The organism is Bacillus sp. LSHTCR4 (assembly GCF_057197025.1).
In genome coordinates this window covers 584,952-601,597 of sequence record NZ_JBXUNO010000002.1, presented here as the reverse complement: position 1 = coordinate 601,597, position 16,646 = coordinate 584,952, and the positions used below count along the sequence as shown (strand labels likewise).

16 protein-coding genes and 2 riboswitches are annotated in these 16,646 nt (G+C 35.9%); of the genes, 7 read left to right on the top strand and 9 right to left on the bottom strand.

Annotated elements, in window-relative coordinates; translation table 11 throughout:
• The first annotated feature begins 14 nt into the window (after positions 1-14).
• Positions 15-1,409 carry an L-cystine transporter gene (locus tag AC2CGR_RS16790; protein WP_001094339.1) on the top strand — a complete coding sequence of 465 codons (1,395 nt, stop codon included), beginning with the start codon at positions 15-17 and terminating at the stop codon, positions 1,407-1,409.
• A 214-nt stretch (positions 1,410-1,623) separates the two neighbouring features.
• Here AC2CGR_RS16790 and AC2CGR_RS16785 read toward each other — a convergent pair whose 3' ends face one another.
• Positions 1,624-1,839, bottom strand: a complete 216-nt coding sequence (locus AC2CGR_RS16785) for a DUF3912 family protein (protein WP_001008328.1) — start codon at positions 1,837-1,839, stop codon at positions 1,624-1,626.
• Between the two features lie 252 nt (positions 1,840-2,091).
• Between AC2CGR_RS16785 and AC2CGR_RS16780 the strand changes: the two genes are divergently transcribed.
• Positions 2,092-2,403 carry a hypothetical protein gene (locus tag AC2CGR_RS16780; RefSeq protein ID WP_001093243.1) on the top strand — a complete coding sequence of 104 codons (312 nt, stop codon included), beginning with the start codon at positions 2,092-2,094 and terminating at the stop codon, positions 2,401-2,403.
• A gap of 36 nt (positions 2,404-2,439) precedes the next feature.
• Here AC2CGR_RS16780 and AC2CGR_RS16775 read toward each other — a convergent pair whose 3' ends face one another.
• The 6 genes from AC2CGR_RS16775 to AC2CGR_RS16750 form a co-directional block, all read right to left on the bottom strand.
• Entirely contained in the window at positions 2,440-2,928 is a 489-nt protein-coding gene (locus tag AC2CGR_RS16775; RefSeq protein ID WP_042875547.1) for a hypothetical protein, read from the bottom strand.
• 79 nt (positions 2,929-3,007) lie between these two features.
• Positions 3,008-3,382, bottom strand: a complete 375-nt coding sequence (locus AC2CGR_RS16770) for a nucleoside 2-deoxyribosyltransferase (RefSeq protein WP_001012338.1) — start codon at positions 3,380-3,382, stop codon at positions 3,008-3,010.
• A 90-nt stretch (positions 3,383-3,472) separates the two neighbouring features.
• Entirely contained in the window at positions 3,473-3,733 is a 261-nt protein-coding gene (locus AC2CGR_RS16765; RefSeq protein ID WP_000817964.1) for a DUF3966 domain-containing protein, read from the bottom strand.
• Between the two features lie 96 nt (positions 3,734-3,829).
• Positions 3,830-4,888: an undecaprenyldiphospho-muramoylpentapeptide beta-N-acetylglucosaminyltransferase gene (gene murG, locus AC2CGR_RS16760; protein ID WP_071726656.1), complete on the bottom strand. Its 1,059-nt coding sequence runs from the start codon at positions 4,886-4,888 to the stop codon at positions 3,830-3,832.
• Positions 4,889-4,906: 18 nt separating this feature from the next.
• The gene (gene metH, locus AC2CGR_RS16755) at positions 4,907-8,305 is read right to left on the bottom strand and encodes a methionine synthase (RefSeq protein ID WP_484481010.1); all 3,399 of its coding nucleotides are present in this window, start codon (positions 8,303-8,305) and stop codon (positions 4,907-4,909) included.
• Entirely contained in the window at positions 8,305-10,137 is a 1,833-nt protein-coding gene (locus AC2CGR_RS16750) for a bifunctional homocysteine S-methyltransferase/methylenetetrahydrofolate reductase (RefSeq protein WP_000770330.1), read from the bottom strand. The genes metH and AC2CGR_RS16750 overlap by 1 nt, the downstream gene beginning before the upstream one ends.
• Positions 10,138-10,207: 70 nt before the next feature.
• A riboswitch (SAM riboswitch) is annotated at positions 10,208-10,317 on the bottom strand.
• Between the two features lie 203 nt (positions 10,318-10,520).
• A riboswitch (SAM riboswitch) is annotated at positions 10,521-10,630 on the top strand.
• A gap of 93 nt (positions 10,631-10,723) precedes the next feature.
• On the opposite strand from AC2CGR_RS16750, the gene metI reads away from it, so the two are divergent.
• The 4 genes from metI (at position 10,724) to AC2CGR_RS16730 (ending at position 14,391) form a co-directional block, all read left to right on the top strand.
• On the top strand, positions 10,724-11,836 hold the full coding sequence (gene metI, locus AC2CGR_RS16745; RefSeq protein ID WP_484481009.1) for a cystathionine gamma-synthase/O-acetylhomoserine thiolyase: 1,113 nt from the start codon (positions 10,724-10,726) through the stop codon (positions 11,834-11,836).
• Positions 11,833-12,996: a cystathionine beta-lyase gene (metC, locus tag AC2CGR_RS16740; protein WP_484481008.1), complete on the top strand. Its 1,164-nt coding sequence runs from the start codon at positions 11,833-11,835 to the stop codon at positions 12,994-12,996. The genes metI and metC overlap by 4 nt, the downstream gene beginning before the upstream one ends.
• Before the next feature lie 158 nt (positions 12,997-13,154).
• Positions 13,155-13,667 (top strand): cysteine hydrolase family protein, encoded by a 513-nt coding sequence (locus AC2CGR_RS16735; RefSeq protein WP_042515900.1) that lies wholly within the window; start codon positions 13,155-13,157, stop codon positions 13,665-13,667.
• Positions 13,668-14,100: 433 nt separating this feature from the next.
• Entirely contained in the window at positions 14,101-14,391 is a 291-nt protein-coding gene (locus tag AC2CGR_RS16730) for an ArsR/SmtB family transcription factor (protein ID WP_000894375.1), read from the top strand.
• 144 nt (positions 14,392-14,535) lie between these two features.
• On the opposite strand, the gene AC2CGR_RS16725 is transcribed toward AC2CGR_RS16730, so the two are convergent.
• Entirely contained in the window at positions 14,536-15,648 is a 1,113-nt protein-coding gene (locus AC2CGR_RS16725; RefSeq protein ID WP_087965982.1) for a class I SAM-dependent methyltransferase, read from the bottom strand.
• A 9-nt stretch (positions 15,649-15,657) separates the two neighbouring features.
• Complete coding sequence (locus AC2CGR_RS16720; RefSeq protein ID WP_087965980.1) at positions 15,658-16,287, bottom strand: MBL fold metallo-hydrolase; 630 nt, start codon at positions 16,285-16,287, stop codon at positions 15,658-15,660.
• Positions 16,288-16,457: 170 nt separating this feature from the next.
• Between AC2CGR_RS16720 and AC2CGR_RS16715 the strand changes: the two genes are divergently transcribed.
• Positions 16,458-16,631, top strand: coding sequence for a DUF2759 domain-containing protein (locus tag AC2CGR_RS16715; protein ID WP_000524850.1), 174 nt, complete (start codon positions 16,458-16,460; stop codon positions 16,629-16,631).
• Positions 16,632-16,646: the final 15 nt, after the last annotated feature.

The window sequence follows — 16,646 nt, the reverse complement described above, 5'->3', positions numbered from 1 at the left end:
TAGGGGGAATCAACATGAATACACTGCTTGTCGGAATTAACGTTGCAGTCATGCTCATTTTAGTTGGCGTATTATATTATATGCAACGTAAGCATGTATCTTTTAATAAACGCGTATTTACCGCTTTAGGAGTCGGGATTATCTTCGGTCTTATATTACAATTTATTTATGAGCCAACTTCTAAAGTAATTATTGAATCAAATACTTGGTTTGGCTTAATCGGTAACGGTTATGTGAAGTTACTTCAAATGATCGTTATGCCACTTATTTTAGTATCTATTATTTCAGCATTTACAAAATTACAGTTAACGAAAAATCTTGGTAAAATTAGTGGTCTTATTATCGGAATTTTAATTCTTACTACAGGAATTGCTGCTGCTGTCGGTATCGCTGCAAGTGCAGGATTTGATGTATCTGCAACAGGCCTGCAACAAGGTGATGCAGAATCTGCTCGTCTGAAGCTAGTTGAAGAAAGATTTACTTCTATTGAAAAAACAACAATTCCAGATAAATTATTAGAACTATTGCCTACAAATCCATTTCTTGATTTAACAGGCGCTCGTCCAACATCAACAATTTCTGTTGTAATATTTGCAGCATTTATCGGTATCGCCTTTATAGGTGTAAAACGAAAATATCCAGAACAAGCAGAGCTATTTAAGAAAATGCTTGATGCTGTATATGCAATTGTAATGCGTATGGTAACATTAATTTTACGCCTTACTCCATACGGCGTATTAGCTCTTATGGCAAAAACAGTTGCTGGTAGCGATATAAATGCTATTTTAAAACTTGGTAACTTCGTGTTAGCGTCTTACGTAGCACTTATCGTAATGTTCGTTATCCACTTATTATTAATTGCTCTATCTGGTTTAAATCCAATTCAATATTTAAAAAAGGTATTCCCTGTATTAACATTCGCATTCACATCTCGCTCTAGTGCTGGTGCAATGCCATTAAATATTGAAGCACAAAAAGAAAAACTTGGTATTTCTGAAGGAATCGCTAACTTCGCAGCATCATTTGGAGTATCTATCGGTCAAAACGGTTGCGCAGGTATTTATCCAGCAATGCTTGCAATGATGGTCGCTCCAACTGTAGGAATTGATCCATTACAACCACAATTTATTTTAACTTTAATCGCTGTCGTTGCTATTAGCTCATTCGGTGTTGCCGGCGTTGGTGGCGGTGCAACATTCGCAGCATTAATCGTACTATCTACAATGAACTTACCAATCGGTATTGTTGCTCTAGTGATCTCAGTTGAGCCATTAATCGATATGGGTCGTACAGCTCTTAACGTAAGTGGTTCTATGACAGCAGGTCTTATTTCAAGTAAATGGCTTGGCGAATTAGATCAAGATACGTACAATCAAGATGATACAAAAACTGGTGAAATTGCTTCATAATAAAAAGGACGCTAACAAAAATGTTAGCGTCCTTTTTTAGTTCTTTTCATCTTCCTCTTTATCTTTTATACATAAGGCATAACATATTGTTTCAAACACTATGTAAAATCCCGTTCTTTATACTTCATTTTCATCTCCTTAACACGGAAAAAGAGAATACAATAACATATTCTCTTTCCTCAAATATATTTCATTATCTCACAGCCCGTCCTTTTCACAAATAACCATTTTGTTCGCACCATTTATGAAATTGTCCTACGTCTACTCCAACTAACACGATATCCTTTAGCTCTACATCAATGATTTGTTCTCCAATTGCAATAGCAAACTGCGATTCTAATTTTGTCTCGTTTTTCTTTACAATTCCAATTCGGTTCCGATGCGGTCCATCTTTTATATATGCTTTTTGTCCTACAATATCAAAGTTCAAGATCTTCACCTCTTTTACTGCGCTCAAATTGGAAATACGATCTCCACCTCGGAAAATTTCCTTTCATTGCACTATTTCTCTATATATATGACGAAACAATAAAAGAGTCCTTCCTTCTTTACAATTATTTTTTCTTTGTTTCATTTTTGTGATTGAAACGTAAAGTTTATAATAAAATACACTTGGAAGCGCTTTCTATGTAATTTTTTATGTTATAATATATAAGTAGAACTTCGTAAAGAGGGTAAAAAAATGAATACAAAAATGATAAAAAAAGTAATTGAAGCATTAAAAGTATATGGCTTTCAGAATGTATCATTCTGTGACAAAACGAAGCAATTTTTATTTCATAACGAAACCGATATTATGAGCGGCTATGCAGAAATAACATATAGTAGTCAATTTGAAAAATTCAACGTACAAATTCATCCTATTGAAACGCATCACCAAGCAGAGTTACAAGAGGTTGAAAGACATATACAAGCCTGTATAAGAAAAGTGGAATATTTAAACGCACTTCTTAGCGGACAAACGAAACTAGATGATAAAATTATTATAATGTAAAAAAAGAACGTGATAGCCTCACGTTCTTTTTTTACATTATACATTCATCTTTTCTTTCAGTTGTAATCCTGTAATAGACTCTAATACATCCATTGCTTCTCCAAATGTCATGTCAAAAATTGTTTTATCTTCTATGTATGGAAATTGTCTAAAACGCTTTTCTAACATTTTCACAGCATCCGACGTAAAGTGTGCACTATCGATGCCAAATTCTGTTTCAAGAAGAACGATCCAATCTAACACATGAAAACCTAATCCATTTACGAATGAAATAAGTTTTTCTTCTGGCTGTGAAGATAAGAATACGTGTCGTTCCATCTCACTAAAAAGTTCTTCTCCTAAAATATCAGCTAATTCATCATCATGTTCGCGATCAATGATTTCTTCATAACCATAATCATCTACAAGCTCCTCAACTTCTTCACTATCTGCAAAAAGTAATTGGCTAAGAAGTGCCTCTTTCTTAAATTCACTATTTTGTACGACTTCTAAAAAGCTCGTTTCCCATCCATTTTCTAATTTCATATTATGTACTCCTTTATATATGTTTCTTATCATCACTGTACCCAAAAGATCACTTTTATAACCTTTTAGATAGTTACTATTATTTCACATGATTCATAACATAAGATGCAAATTCTGCTGCATCTCCTTCAAAAATATTTATTTCTGGCAAATGATAGAACGTTGTTTGGAGCGGATTTCCTTCATGATATACATATATATTTTTCTCTAACGCGATCGCCATTCCAAACTCTGTATGGCTCCCGTTTCCGCCATCTAATATAAGTAAAAATATATCCGCTTCTTTAATAGCATTCTTTTCTGCCTGACCAATTTCTCTTAATTGCTCTTGATTCACAGCTCTTTCGTTTCTTGTCCAATCATATGTATGGTGCCATCCTGCATATTTCAGTTCATTTGCTATAGAACGTACAAGATGTTTATTTTGGAATCCTGAAGCGATATAAAAATTCATTTATATACACCCCTTCTTTATATACGGGAAACTCCTTTTTAGCGTTACTTGCTATATAATAAAAAACGACTTCAAAAAAAATCCCCATCTTTAAAACTTATTTGCGTTTAAATGATGGGATGCTTCATGATCTTCTTTTATTTTTTGCTTTTTATAACTTTCATCAGCTAACATTTCTAGTTCAGCTGTTATCTCTGATTTTTCAAGCTCTCTTTCTTGCGAAAACTTCCTTGAAATATAAACAATAACACTACCAACGTACAACACAAAGCATATAATAAGTGCAGTATTTTCATAGAGACTTAGCTCCAACACAGTCACTCCTAATCCATTCGTATTTTCACGCTTCATTAATTGGAATTTCCCTACTAATCCATTTGCTATTGTAACATAAAAACACCGTTTCTTGGAATCTTTCATCCTATTAAAAGAGGCATGATTGTTTCATCATGCCTCTGAAATATGTTGAATGATTGTTTGAATTGCTTCTTTTCCATTATATTTTTTTAGAGCTGTTTTATACATTTCATTATTTTGACTTAATTCTTCGACATGCTTTATAAGAGAGTTCACAGTCACATCTTCTTCATACAATACGGAAGCATATCCTTGTCTCTCAAAAGACTCCGCATTTAGTATTTGATCTCCACGACTTGCAAATTTCGATAGTGGAATTAAGACCATCGGCTTTTGCAATGTTAAAAACTCAAAAATGGCATTAGAGCCCGCACGTGAAATAACAAAATCTGTTATCGCTAATATATCTGGCAATTCTCCGTGTACATACTCAAATTGTCTATATCCTTCTTTATTTTGTAAACTATCATCAAGGTTACCTTTTCCGCAAAGGTGAACAATTTGATATTTTTTCAGAAGTTCTGGTAACGCTTCTCGAACCGTTTCATTAATTTTTTTTGCGCCCAAACTTCCTCCCATGATTGTAATAACTGGCTTTTTACGTGAAAAGCCTAAAAATGCTAAACCTTTTTCACGATTTCCCTTTAGTACTTCTTCACGTACAGGAGATCCTGTATAAATTACTTTTTCTTTCGGTAAATGTTTCGCAGCTTCTTCAAATGTAACAAATATTTTCGAAGCGAAACGGAGCGCAATTTTGTTTGCTAGTCCTGGCGTCATATCAGATTCATGTAATAAAACTGGTACCCTGTTTAACCATCCGCCTATTACGACTGGTACAGATACGAAACCACCTTTTGAAAAAATCACATCCGGTTTTAGTTTTCGAATCCTTACATACGCATCCATAACACCCTTCATTACAAGAAAAGGATCTTTTATATTTTTCAAATCAAAATAACGGCGTAGCTTTCCGCTCGCAATACTATAGTACGGAATGCCTTCCTTTTCTATAATCGTTTTCTCAATTCCTTGATGAGAACCAATATAAGAAATATCCCAATTCTGTTCTTGTAAATGTGGAATGATGGCTAAATTAGGTGTTACATGCCCTGCCGAACCGCCACCTGTAAAGACTATTTTTTTCATACGTCTCCCCCTTCTAGACTATAATACACTAAAATATCTTGCCTCGGGGTGAGAAAATACCATAGCCGTTACAGATGCTTCTGGCTCCATCATAAATCCTTCCGTTAATGAAATACCTATTTCCTCTGGATGAATTAAGCGAAATAGCTTTTCTTGATCTGCGAGTTCTGGACATGCTGGATAACCGAAGGACACTCGTATCCCTCTGTATTTCGTACGGAAGCGTTCTTCCATCGTCAATTCTGGCGAATCTGGAATACCCCAGCGATCACGAATGAGCATATGTGTTTTTTCAGCAAGTCCTTCTGCTAGTTCAAGCGCTAACGATTGAATGGCATGACTGCGTAAATAATCACCTTTCGCCTTCCACTCTTCAGCAATGTCCCGAACGCCTTCCCCAACCGTAACGGATAGGAAAGCAACATAGTCCATTTCATCTCCAATTGGTCTTAAATAGTCACCTAAAGTACGATATGGTGCTTTTCCTTGTCTCGGGAATGTGAAACGCTCTATGACACGCGTATGATCTTCTGGATCATATATTACAATGTTTTGTCCGTCGCTTTGCGCTGGGAAAAATTGATACACCGCTTTCGGTTTTAACCAAGATTGTCCTTCCTGCAATAATTCGTCTATTAAATCATTTAATTCGTGTGCTCTTTTATCTCCTTCTCGCAAAAGCTTCTTCACACTTCCTTTTAATCCAAGGTGATGTCCAAGTAGCATTTGTCTATTTAGAAATGGTGCGAGATGTGAAACAGGAACATCTCGTAATACAATTCGTTTTGTTGAATCAGGTACCATAACCTCTGATTTTGGTAATGGTTCAATTACCGCTGGAATTTCTACTTTCTTTTCTTCTTTTGTTACGATATGAAGATGACGTTCCTTTTTATCCTGCTTCATCTTCTCACGCTCTTCTTCTTTTTGAAGCTTATTAATAATATCAAGCCCCGTCATCGCATCACTCGCATAACATACGAGCCCTTTATAGGATGGCGAAATGCGATTATCTGTAAACTTTCTCGTTAACGCTGCCCCGCCTACAACGATTGGAATATCAATATCCGCCGCTTTTAAATCTTCTGCAGTCGTTACCATTTGTTGAGCCGATTTAACTAATAAACCAGAAAGACCTATAATATCTGGCTTCTTTTCTTGTACTTCTTGAACAATTCGATCTGAGCGCACATTGATTCCTAAATTAATAATCTCATATCCGTTATTCGCTAAAATAATTTCCACAAGATTTTTCCCAATATCATGTACGTCACCTTTTACAGTTGCTAGTAATACTTTCCCTTTTTTTGCACTATCGCTAGATTCCATATGTGGCTCTAAATAACTTACAGCAGCTTTCATACTTTCAGCACTTTGCAATACTTCAGCAACGATAAGCTCATTATTATTAAATAATCGTCCTACCTCATCCATTCCTGTCATAAGCGGACCATTAATAATATCCAAAGGTTTTCTTCCTTCTGTAAGTGCGAGGCTTAAATCCTCATGTAACCCTTGTTTCGTACCTTCTACAATGTAATTTGCTAGCCTTTCATCAAGCGTTAATGTTTCTTGGATAATGATATCTTTCTTCTTTGCCGCACGATAAAAGTTTGTAAATTCTTCTAACGTCTCTTGCGTCGTTTCAAAAAGTAATGCATCTGCAAGACGTTTTTCTTCCTCAGGAATTGATGCATAGCGCTCTAATTTTTCCGTATTCACAATCGCGTAATCTAATCCTGCTTTCGTTGCATGATATAAAAAGACGGAATTTAATACTTCACGTCCAGCTGGTGGTAAACCAAATGATATGTTACTTACACCTAAAATCGTTAAACACTCTGGTAATGTTTCTTTAATAAGGCGAATTCCTTCTATCGTCGCTGCCGCCGAGCCGATATATTCTTCATCACCTGTCCCTACAGGAAATACAAGTGCATCAAAAATAATATCTGACGGGCGTATACCATATTTCGTCGTCAATAATTCATAACTTCGTTTCGCAATTTCGAGTTTTCGTTCCGCACTTACTGCCATACCGTCTTCATCAATTGTCCCTACAACAATAGCTGCACCATATTTCTGAAGAAGCGGCGTCACCTTTATAAATCGTTCTTCTCCATCTTCTAAATTAATTGAATTAATAACAGCTTTTCCTTGAATATAAGTAAGAGCTCGCTCCATCACATTTTCATCTGTTGAGTCAATCATAATCGGTACTTTTAGCACTTTTGTAACTTCTGCCAAGAAGTTTTCCATATCCTCTATTTCATCCCGGTCCGGGTCTGCCATACAAATATCAATAATATGAGCATTTTTCTTCACTTGTGCTCTTGCGACTTCAGCAGCCTCTTCAAATTTCCCTTCTGCTACTAATCTTTTAAATTTTCGTGACCCAATAACATTCGTTCTTTCACCGACAAATAACGGTCTCATAGAGTCATCATATTGCAGCGCCTCTAATCCACTAACCCCGTGTCCAGCTCTTTCTTGCTGTTCACGAGGCTTAAGAGACACTAACGCGGATTTCATTGCTTTTATATGTTCTGGTGTTGTACCACAACAACCACCGATAATATTAACCCATCCTTCTTCAGCAAATCGCTTCACTTTTTCGGCGAGAGAAGATGGAGATTCATGATAATGTCCATCTTCATCAGGAAGACCTGCATTTGGATAACAAGAAATGTAACACTCCGATAAATCAGATAGTGAACGAATATGGTCTCTCATAAACTCCGGGCCAGTCGCACAGTTTAATCCAACAGATAATGGCTTCATATGTTCTACCGATAAGTAAAAAGCCTCGATTGTTTGCCCAGCTAGGGTCGTTCCCATCGGTTCAATCGTTCCCGAAATCATGATAGGTACAATTTTATTTAGTTCATCAAAAGCCGCTTGAATTCCAATATAAGCAGCCTTCACGTTACGCATATCTTGACTCGTCTCAACGAGTAATACATCAACTTCTCCTTTCAACAATCCTCTTGCCTGCCGTGTATAGGCTTCAATTAATTCTTCAAACGTCACACCACCAGTAACACTAATCGCTTTCGTTGTCGGTCCCATTGCTCCCGCAACATATACTTCCTTCCCACTTTCTTCGACTGCTTGCTTTGCTAAACGCGCTGCTTTCTCATTTAGCTCCTCGTCTAAATGAGATAACTCATAATCACTTAGTACAATATTTGTCGCCCCAAATGTATTTGTTTCAATAATATCCGCTCCAGCTTCAATATAGGCTTTATGAATCTTTAAAATAACATCTGGTCTTGTTTCTACTAAATACTCATTACAACCTTCGTACTCTTCTCCTCCGAAATCTTCCGCAGTTAAGTCCTCTTGTTGGATCATCGTTCCCATTGCACCATCTAATAGTAAGATGTTATTTTGTAATTTTTCTTCTATACATTTCATCAATTAATACCTTCTTTCACTTCTTGCTTTTCTCTCACATACTTAACAAGATGTTCTGTAATTTCATATTTTAGAAATGGTGTAATCAGATAAATGCCGTTAAAATATTTCATCGCCGCATCAATTAGTTCTTGTGAAATGCGAATTCCTTCCTCAATTGCTGCCTCTTTCGTTTCATGTCCATCCATTCTCTCCCTTACTGCTTCAGGTAGCGTAATTCCTGGCACCTCAAAATGAAGAAAATCTGCATTCCTTTTACTTATTAATGGCATAATCCCAATAAAAATGGGTTGTTCTAAATGCTTTGTCGCTTCATACACTTCTTCAATTAATGCGATATCATAAATCGGCTGCGTTAAGAAATATTCCGCTCCAGCATCTATTTTCCGTTCCATTCGCTTAACCGCTGCTTTTAAATGTCTTACATGAGGGTTAAATGCGCCGCCTACAGAAAACCTTGTTGCTGGCCCTATCGATTTCCCTAAAATAGAGCGCCCATCATTCATTTCTTTAATCATTTTAATGAGCTCAATAGAGGACAAATCATATACAGAAGTGGCACCTGGAAAATCACCAACACGCGCTGGATCTCCAGTTAAAGCTAACACTTCTTCCATACCTAACGCTGATAGACCTAGTAAGTGAGATTGTAGTCCGATGACGTTATGGTCTCTACATGTTAAGTGCGTCAATACCGGAATATCATGCTTCGTTAATAATGCTCCCATTGCCATATTCGAGATACGAGGCGATGCTAATGAATTATCTGCTAGAGTAATAGCATCTGCTCCAGCTCTTTTCAATGCTCTTGCGCCTTCAAAAAACCGCTGCGTATCTAACGTTTTCGGTGGATCTAATTCCACTACTACTGTCGTTTGTTTTTTTGCTTTCTCTGCTAAAGTGACATGAGCTTTTGAACGTTTCTCATGTGTATGAACTACTTTTGGTCTTTGAATCGTATCCTTTTCTATTACAGGCGTAACATTTAAAGTAGCACGTTTCATACTTTCAATATGTTCTGGAGTCGTGCCACAACAACCACCCAATAACCGAATACCTTGCTCAATAAATTTCGGTGTCATCGCTTCGAAATAAGCTGGACTTCCCTCATATACGTAGCGTCCCTCCACATAATTTGGGAGACCTGCATTTGGATATGCTGACAAGTAACCATTTTTCGGAATCGATATCATTTTAAAAGCTTCCGTCATATGAAGTGGCCCTAGTTGGCAGTTCAACCCAACAACATTGGCACCGTAATCTAAAAGCTGTTTTAATATTTCATTTACATCATTTCCATTTTGAGTCGTACCCGCCTCATGTAACGCCAATTGTGCTACAATTGGAATATTCGTTTCTTTTCGTAACACCTGAACAGCATGAAGTAATTCAAACTCATCATAAAAAGTTTCTAATAGCAGTCCATCAACCTGTTCTTCTAATAATGCACTTGCCTGTTCCAGTAACATAAATTCTCGCTCCATATCAGTTGTCGTAACCGCTCCGATATGTTTCATACCACCAATTGTTCCTAAAATTGCATTTCTGTCTGTAACAGATGCTTTCGCCAGTTTTACTGCCGCTCGATTAATTTCTGTAACTTGATTTTCTAAACCATACATACGTAATTTCGCTTCATTTGCTCCGTACGTATTTGTTTGAATCACATCTGCCCCAGCAGCTACATATTGCTTATGAATCGATATAATTAAATCTGGATCAGATATATTCAATTCTTCAAAACTACTTTGCAAACCATGTGAATGTAATAACGTCCCAACCGCACCATCACCTATTACAATTCCTTTTGATAATAAATCTAGTAATTTCACAAATCTCCCTCATTTCTATCAATATAAAAACCCCCTCTTCACTTTGAAGAGGGGGACATAATCGATCCTCCTCTTATTATGCAAAACATTCGTTTTGCAGGTATTAGCACCGTTTCAAACATTTCGTTTGAAGGTTGCCGGGTTTCACAGGGCCTTTCCCTCCACCGCTCTCAATAAGAGTTTGTCTTTATTATTTTATTTATGTAGCTAAAAGGAAATGCGTTCCCCTTTTAACAATGTTTGTTAATTTTTTAATAAATTTAGCACGCACAAATACAAAAGTCAATGACAGTTGCGGAAAAATAAAAATTATTTAAAATAAAGTTGCAATTCAATTATCTTTTGTTGTAAAGTTAAAACCATAATAAAATTTCATACGAACATTCTTATCTAGAGAGGTAGAGGGACTGGCCCTATGACGCCTCAGCAACCATTAACATTTGTTAATAAGGTGCTAATTCCAGCAAATTGTGAACGATTTGACAGATGAGAAGAAGACTCTATTCAAACCGAAAGCCTTCTTCTTAGAAGGCTTTTTTTATTTTATATTCACTTAATTGTTCATTTAAAAAGGAGGAATTTTTACATGTCAACTATCGAAACAAAACTAGCACAAATCGGAAATCGTAGCGAAACTACAACAGGAACTGTTAATCCACCTGTTTATTTCTCAACCGCTTATCGTCACGAAGGGATTGGTCAATCTACTGGTTTTGACTATTCACGAACTGGCAACCCAACTCGTGGCCTATTAGAACAGGCAATCGCAGACTTAGAATATGGCGAACAAGGCTATGCCTGTAGTTCAGGAATGGCAGCCGTTCTCCTCGTCCTTTCCCTATTCCGTTCCGGAGATGAACTTATTGTATCCGAAGACCTATACGGGGGCACTTATCGATTATTTTCTGAGCACGAAAAAAAGTGGAATGTTCGATGTAGATACGTAAATACACAATCTATTAAACAAATTGAGCAAGCTATCACAACTGAAACGAAGGCTATCTTCATAGAAACTCCAACTAATCCATTAATGCAAGTTACTGATATTGCGGCTGTCGCAACTGTAGCGAAAAGACACGGACTACTTCTTATTGTAGACAACACATTCTACACGCCTTATATACAGCAGCCATTAACAGAAGGTGCCGACATTGTACTTCATAGTGCAACAAAATATTTAGGGGGACATAACGATGTACTAAGCGGACTTGTTGTTGCAAAAGGAAAGGAACTTTGTGAGGAAATTGCTCATTACCATAATGCATCAGGCGCGGTTTTAAGCCCATTTGACTCATGGTTGTTAATTCGCGGTATGAAAACGTTAGCGCTTCGTATGAGACAACACGAAGAAAATGCAAAAGCAGTTGTCGCTTATTTAAATGATGAAGACGGGGTGACAGATGTATTTTATCCTGGAAGAGGCGGCATGATCTCATTTCGTCTGCAAAATGAAACATGGATTAATCCATTCTTACAATCTTTATCCTTAATTACATTTGCTGAAAGTCTCGGTGGTGTTGAAAGTTTAATGACATATCCAGCAACACAAACACATGCTGATATTCCTGAAGACATCAGAACAGCAAACGGTGTATGTAATCGTCTTCTTCGATTTTCCGTTGGCATTGAAAATAGTAACGATTTAATTCAAGACTTACAGCAAGCCATTAAACTTGTAAAAGAAGGTGTAAGAATATGAGTTATTCTATAGATACACTCTTACTGCATAACCAATATAAACATGACTCACAAACAGGAGCTGTTAACGTTCCCATCTATAATACATCAACATTCCACCAATTCGATGTAGATACATTCGGGAAATATGACTATAGCAGGTCAGGCAATCCAACTCGTGAAGCCCTTGAAGACATCATTGCTTTATTAGAAGGCGGAACAAAAGGATTTGCCTTCGCATCAGGAATTGCAGCGATTTCTACTGCATTCCTCCTTCTTTCACAAGGTGATCACGTACTCATTTCAGAAGACGTATACGGAGGCACTTACCGAATAATAACTGAAGTTCTCTCCCGTTACGGTGTTTCACATACATTTGTTGATATGACCAATTTAGAAGAAATAAAGCAAAACATTAAGCCAAATACAAAACTCTTTTATGTAGAAACACCTTCTAATCCACTTTTAAAAGTAACAGATATTCGTGCTGTTTCTACACTTGCCAAATCTATTGACGCCCTTACTTTTGTTGATAATACATTTTTGACACCACTATTCCAGAAACCACTTGACCTTGGCGCTGATGTCGTTCTTCATAGTGCCACAAAATTCATTGCCGGTCATAGTGATGTTACTGCCGGATTAGCGGTTGTAAAAGATGCCGAACTCGCTCAAAAACTTGGCTTTTTACAAAATGCATTCGGCGCTATTCTAGGCCCGCAAGATTGTTCTCTCGTACTTCGAGGTCTAAAAACATTGCATGTACGTCTTGAGCATTCAGCTACTAACGCCAATAAAATTGCACACTATTTACAAGAGCACGCTAAAGTTCAAAATGTCTATTATCCCGGATTACAAGCACATCTTGGATTTGGCATTCAACAATCTCAAGCTACATCAGCAGGAGCCGTCCTATCTTTCACTTTACAATCAGAAGACGCACTCCGCCAATTTTTATCAAAAGTAAAATTACCTGTCTTTGCGGTTAGTTTAGGAGCTGTTGAATCAATTCTTTCCTATCCGGCTAAAATGTCACATGCAGCGCTGTCACAAGAAGCTCGTGATGAAAGAGGGATTTCTAATTCATTACTTCGGTTATCCGTCGGCCTTGAAAATGTTGACGATTTAATATCCGATTTTGAAAACGCCCTTTCTTATGTAGAAGAACCTGTAAATGCATAGAGCGAAAAGAAGATATGAAATTAAATTTTCATATCTTCTTTTTATGTTTTCGATTATACTTTTTACTTTTCGTATAGTTCATAAAAAAAGAAAGAGTACATCCATTTCCAAGTAATGAATTAATTGATATATTAAGAAGTAAAAAAGGGGCAAAAATAATGGATACTTGTGCAGATATTTTAATCGTTATCGATCTACAAAATGGAGTATGTTATAGCGAAGAACATTTATTTGACTTACAAAACTTACTTACAAAAGTAAATAAAAGAATTTCTTCATACAGAAAATCAAATAAACCAATTCTGTTCGTTCAACATTGTGATGATGATTTAGTACCCGAAAAAGAACTTTGGGCTATTCATGCTGATTTAGATGTTCAAGAACAAGATTTTTTTGTAAGAAAAACACATGCCAATTCATTTTATAAAACAAACTTAAAAGAGATTTTAGCTCAATTATCTGTACACCGTATTGAATTTTGTGGTGCCCAAACAGAGTACTGTATGGATGCTACGATTAAATTTGCCCATGGACTAGGGTACGAAAACTTCATGGTACAGAAAGCAACGTCTACGTTAAATAATCCATTTATGTCCGCAAAAGAGACAATTAATTTTTATGAAAATATATGGAACCACAGATTTTTAAAATTGATGAAAGATGAAATCTAGAATACATAACTAATGTCTTGGTAATTCTAAGATTTATCAGCTATATTCAAACATTTCATTTTCACCATAAAGAAGCTGATTACATTCAGCTTCTTTTCTTTTAACCTGTTTTATATTCTATATATAACATTATAATTCCTTTGTCATATTATTTTAAAAATTTTGTATATTCATTTGAAAGAATAAGAAAATCATGATAAAATTGTGTTACAAATATATCTATATCTTTCAATTTTTAAAACGCATCGAAATTTTCACCCAAAAATGTCATTTTACAAAACCGTGCTAAATCATCTACTTTATTTACATCAGGGTCTCTTTTCTTACAATTTCTTTACTTTAGGACTTTTTTTCTGCAACAACTGTTTTCTTTTCTTTAATTTTTTGGTATGTATAGTATGGTATAATAGCTCACACGGAGGTGGAAAAGAACATGTTAGAAACCTTTCAAAAAGAAATAGAACTATATGAAAGCAATGCAGAATTATTGAAAGTACTTGCTCACCCTGTTCGCTTATGTATTGTAAAAGGATTAATTGAACGTGGTCCAAGCAACGTTTCTACAATGTACACTGGCTTAAACATGCCACAATCTACAATTTCACAGCATTTAGCAAAGTTAAAAAGTGCTAAAATCGTTTCAAGTGAAAGAAAAGGATTGGAAATTTATTACAAAGTAGAAAACGAGACAATTATTCAACTCGTTCGCGTATTATTGGGTTAGGGACTCATAAACAGAGAAAAAGGACGTATTTTATATTTTTTATCTCATATCTTTAATATAAATATATATCATGAGAGGAAATATATGATGCTACATAAGTCGTATTAAAAAACAAGACACAGAAATATTCTGTGTCTTGTTTTTTTATATTTTTAAATACCGCCCCAAGTGTAGCTGTTGCATATGTTTCGTATGTATAACAACATCAAATGCACTCCCTAATCCGCCGCTCAAAATCATAGAACGAACTGCACGATTTTGTTTTTGAGTTTCAGAAAAAGGATTCCTATCTTGATGATTCGTAAGCTGTTCTAGTATTCCTGCTGCTAACAAAAACTCAGATTGTTTCTTATGCCATACGGTATTCATACCTTGCAGGCTAAACATCTCTTTCATTTCGTCCCAATGAATATGAGTAGTAAGATCCATTTCACCTGGATGTGCTAAAGGATTACGAATTAACTTATGCTCGTAATATCCTCGTAAACTTCCTTCTTGATGTGCAGGATGCATCCATTCTTCTTTTGTATATCCATAATCAACTGTAATACATACACCTCGTTGAAACCATTCCGCAATTTCTTTTATATATTCTTCCATCGCAATCGGCACTTCAAACCGCTGGCCTTCAGCAAGATGAATATTATATTTCAATAAGTATCGACCAATTGTTTTATGTAACGGCCTACATACTTCTACAAGTTTCCCTTCCTCTGTGTACGTAACTCGTACTTCATACAATATTCCATTTCTCTTCTCAATTACTTCAACAGGAAATGCATCAAATAACTCATTCGAAAAAAGAATCCCTTCAAACGATTCTCCCATTTCATTATGCGATCTATAATATGACACATTAGAAAACGAACAAAGATTTTCCTGCTGTAATTTTCTATGAAAAGGGCTCATTTCAATCATTGAATAGTTTAAATCAATAAAGGTTTCCGGTGATAATTGCTTCCATTCTTGTAAAACATCATAAGCAAACCTTCCTGTTCCTCCACCAATTTCACAAATATTCGGAGCAACTTCACCATTTTCAACAAGACGAATAAAAAATTTAGCAAATGTTTTTGCAAAAACAGAGGATACGTTGCTACTTGTAAAAAAATCCCCTTGTCTTCCAATTTTTTCACGTTCTTTCATATAGTAGCCATGCCCCTCTGCATACAATACAAGGTTCATATACGTACTATACGAAATTGAATAATCCTTTTCTTTCCCCATCCATTCTTTTAAAATGAGTTCCATCCCCATAATGACTCCTTACTGTAAAAATGGATTATTTTCTTTTTCAAAACCAATGCTTGTTTCTGGACCATGTCCACATAACACTGCTGTTTCATCAGGTAATACAAATAATTTTTCTTCAATACTTCCAATCAATTCAGCAAAACTTCCACCAGGTAAATCTGTTCTTCCGATGCTCATTTGGAACAATACATCTCCAGAAAATACAGCATTCGCCTCTTTACAGTAATAAGAAATACTGCCGGGAGAATGTCCTGGTGTCTCAAATACTTCAAAGTTAAATGAACCAATTGCTAATGTACCTTCTGCATCAATAATATGATCTGCTGGTTTTGCTGTAATGCTGCGATTCATCATAAAAATTTGAGAACCATTTACAGTTGCATCGCCTAACCAATCTTCTTCTTCTTTATGTACGTACACAGGAATATGAAAAGCGTCTCTTACCGCATCAACAGCGCCAATATGATCAAAGTGAGCATGTGTTAATAAAACAGCCAATGGCTTTAATTGTTCTTCTTGTAAATATGTAACCAGCTTCTCTCCTTCATGACCAGGATCAAAGATAATACACTCATTTTGATCATTCGTTAAAATATAAGCATTCGTTTGTAATGGGCCTAACGGCATTTGTATCCATTTCATATGAAAATCTCCTCCAATTATTAAACTTACTTTCAATGATACAACATTTTTTTCTCTTAGGAAAAGAAAGGATGCTATCTCGACAATCATTTTTAAAACATGTACAATATAAAAGAGTAAATATTCCAAAAACTCATATTAAGGAATGGGTAGACAGAGGAGGATATTGTATGGGCCTTGTTATTATTTTTACACTTGTCACTCTGTTAGCTGTATTTGCTACGCTTAGAACACTTCGCGAAAAGAATTTTTTCGCGGGCGGCTTCGCAATTGCAACTGTACTCGTTTTCGGATGGTTTACAATCATGACTGTTCTATATAACGGGTACCCACCAGCAGCTTAAGTCATTTACATGTTA

What these genes read in the sequence shown, in the direction of transcription:
- AC2CGR_RS16730 (WP_000894375.1), top strand. Translation starts at nt 14,101, where the DNA reads ATGTTAGAAACCTTTCAAAAAGAAATAGAACTATATGAAAGCAATGCA.
- metC (WP_484481008.1), top strand. Translation starts at nt 11,833, where the DNA reads ATGAGTTATTCTATAGATACACTCTTACTGCATAACCAATATAAACAT.
- AC2CGR_RS16770 (WP_001012338.1), bottom strand. Translation starts at nt 3,382, where the DNA reads ATGAATTTTTATATCGCTTCAGGATTCCAAAATAAACATCTTGTACGT.
- AC2CGR_RS16765 (WP_000817964.1), bottom strand. Translation starts at nt 3,733, where the DNA reads ATGAAGCGTGAAAATACGAATGGATTAGGAGTGACTGTGTTGGAGCTA.
- metH (WP_484481010.1), bottom strand. Translation starts at nt 8,305, where the DNA reads ATGAAATGTATAGAAGAAAAATTACAAAATAACATCTTACTATTAGAT.
- AC2CGR_RS16780 (WP_001093243.1), top strand. Translation starts at nt 2,092, where the DNA reads ATGAATACAAAAATGATAAAAAAAGTAATTGAAGCATTAAAAGTATAT.
- AC2CGR_RS16720 (WP_087965980.1), bottom strand. Translation starts at nt 16,287, where the DNA reads ATGAAATGGATACAAATGCCGTTAGGCCCATTACAAACGAATGCTTAT.
- AC2CGR_RS16725 (WP_087965982.1), bottom strand. Translation starts at nt 15,648, where the DNA reads ATGGGGATGGAACTCATTTTAAAAGAATGGATGGGGAAAGAAAAGGAT.
- murG (WP_071726656.1), bottom strand. Translation starts at nt 4,888, where the DNA reads ATGAAAAAAATAGTCTTTACAGGTGGCGGTTCGGCAGGGCATGTAACA.
- AC2CGR_RS16715 (WP_000524850.1), top strand. Translation starts at nt 16,458, where the DNA reads ATGGGCCTTGTTATTATTTTTACACTTGTCACTCTGTTAGCTGTATTT.
- metI (WP_484481009.1), top strand. Translation starts at nt 10,724, where the DNA reads ATGTCAACTATCGAAACAAAACTAGCACAAATCGGAAATCGTAGCGAA.
- AC2CGR_RS16735 (WP_042515900.1), top strand. Translation starts at nt 13,155, where the DNA reads ATGGATACTTGTGCAGATATTTTAATCGTTATCGATCTACAAAATGGA.
- AC2CGR_RS16790 (WP_001094339.1), top strand. Translation starts at nt 15, where the DNA reads ATGAATACACTGCTTGTCGGAATTAACGTTGCAGTCATGCTCATTTTA.
- AC2CGR_RS16775 (WP_042875547.1), bottom strand. Translation starts at nt 2,928, where the DNA reads ATGAAATTAGAAAATGGATGGGAAACGAGCTTTTTAGAAGTCGTACAA.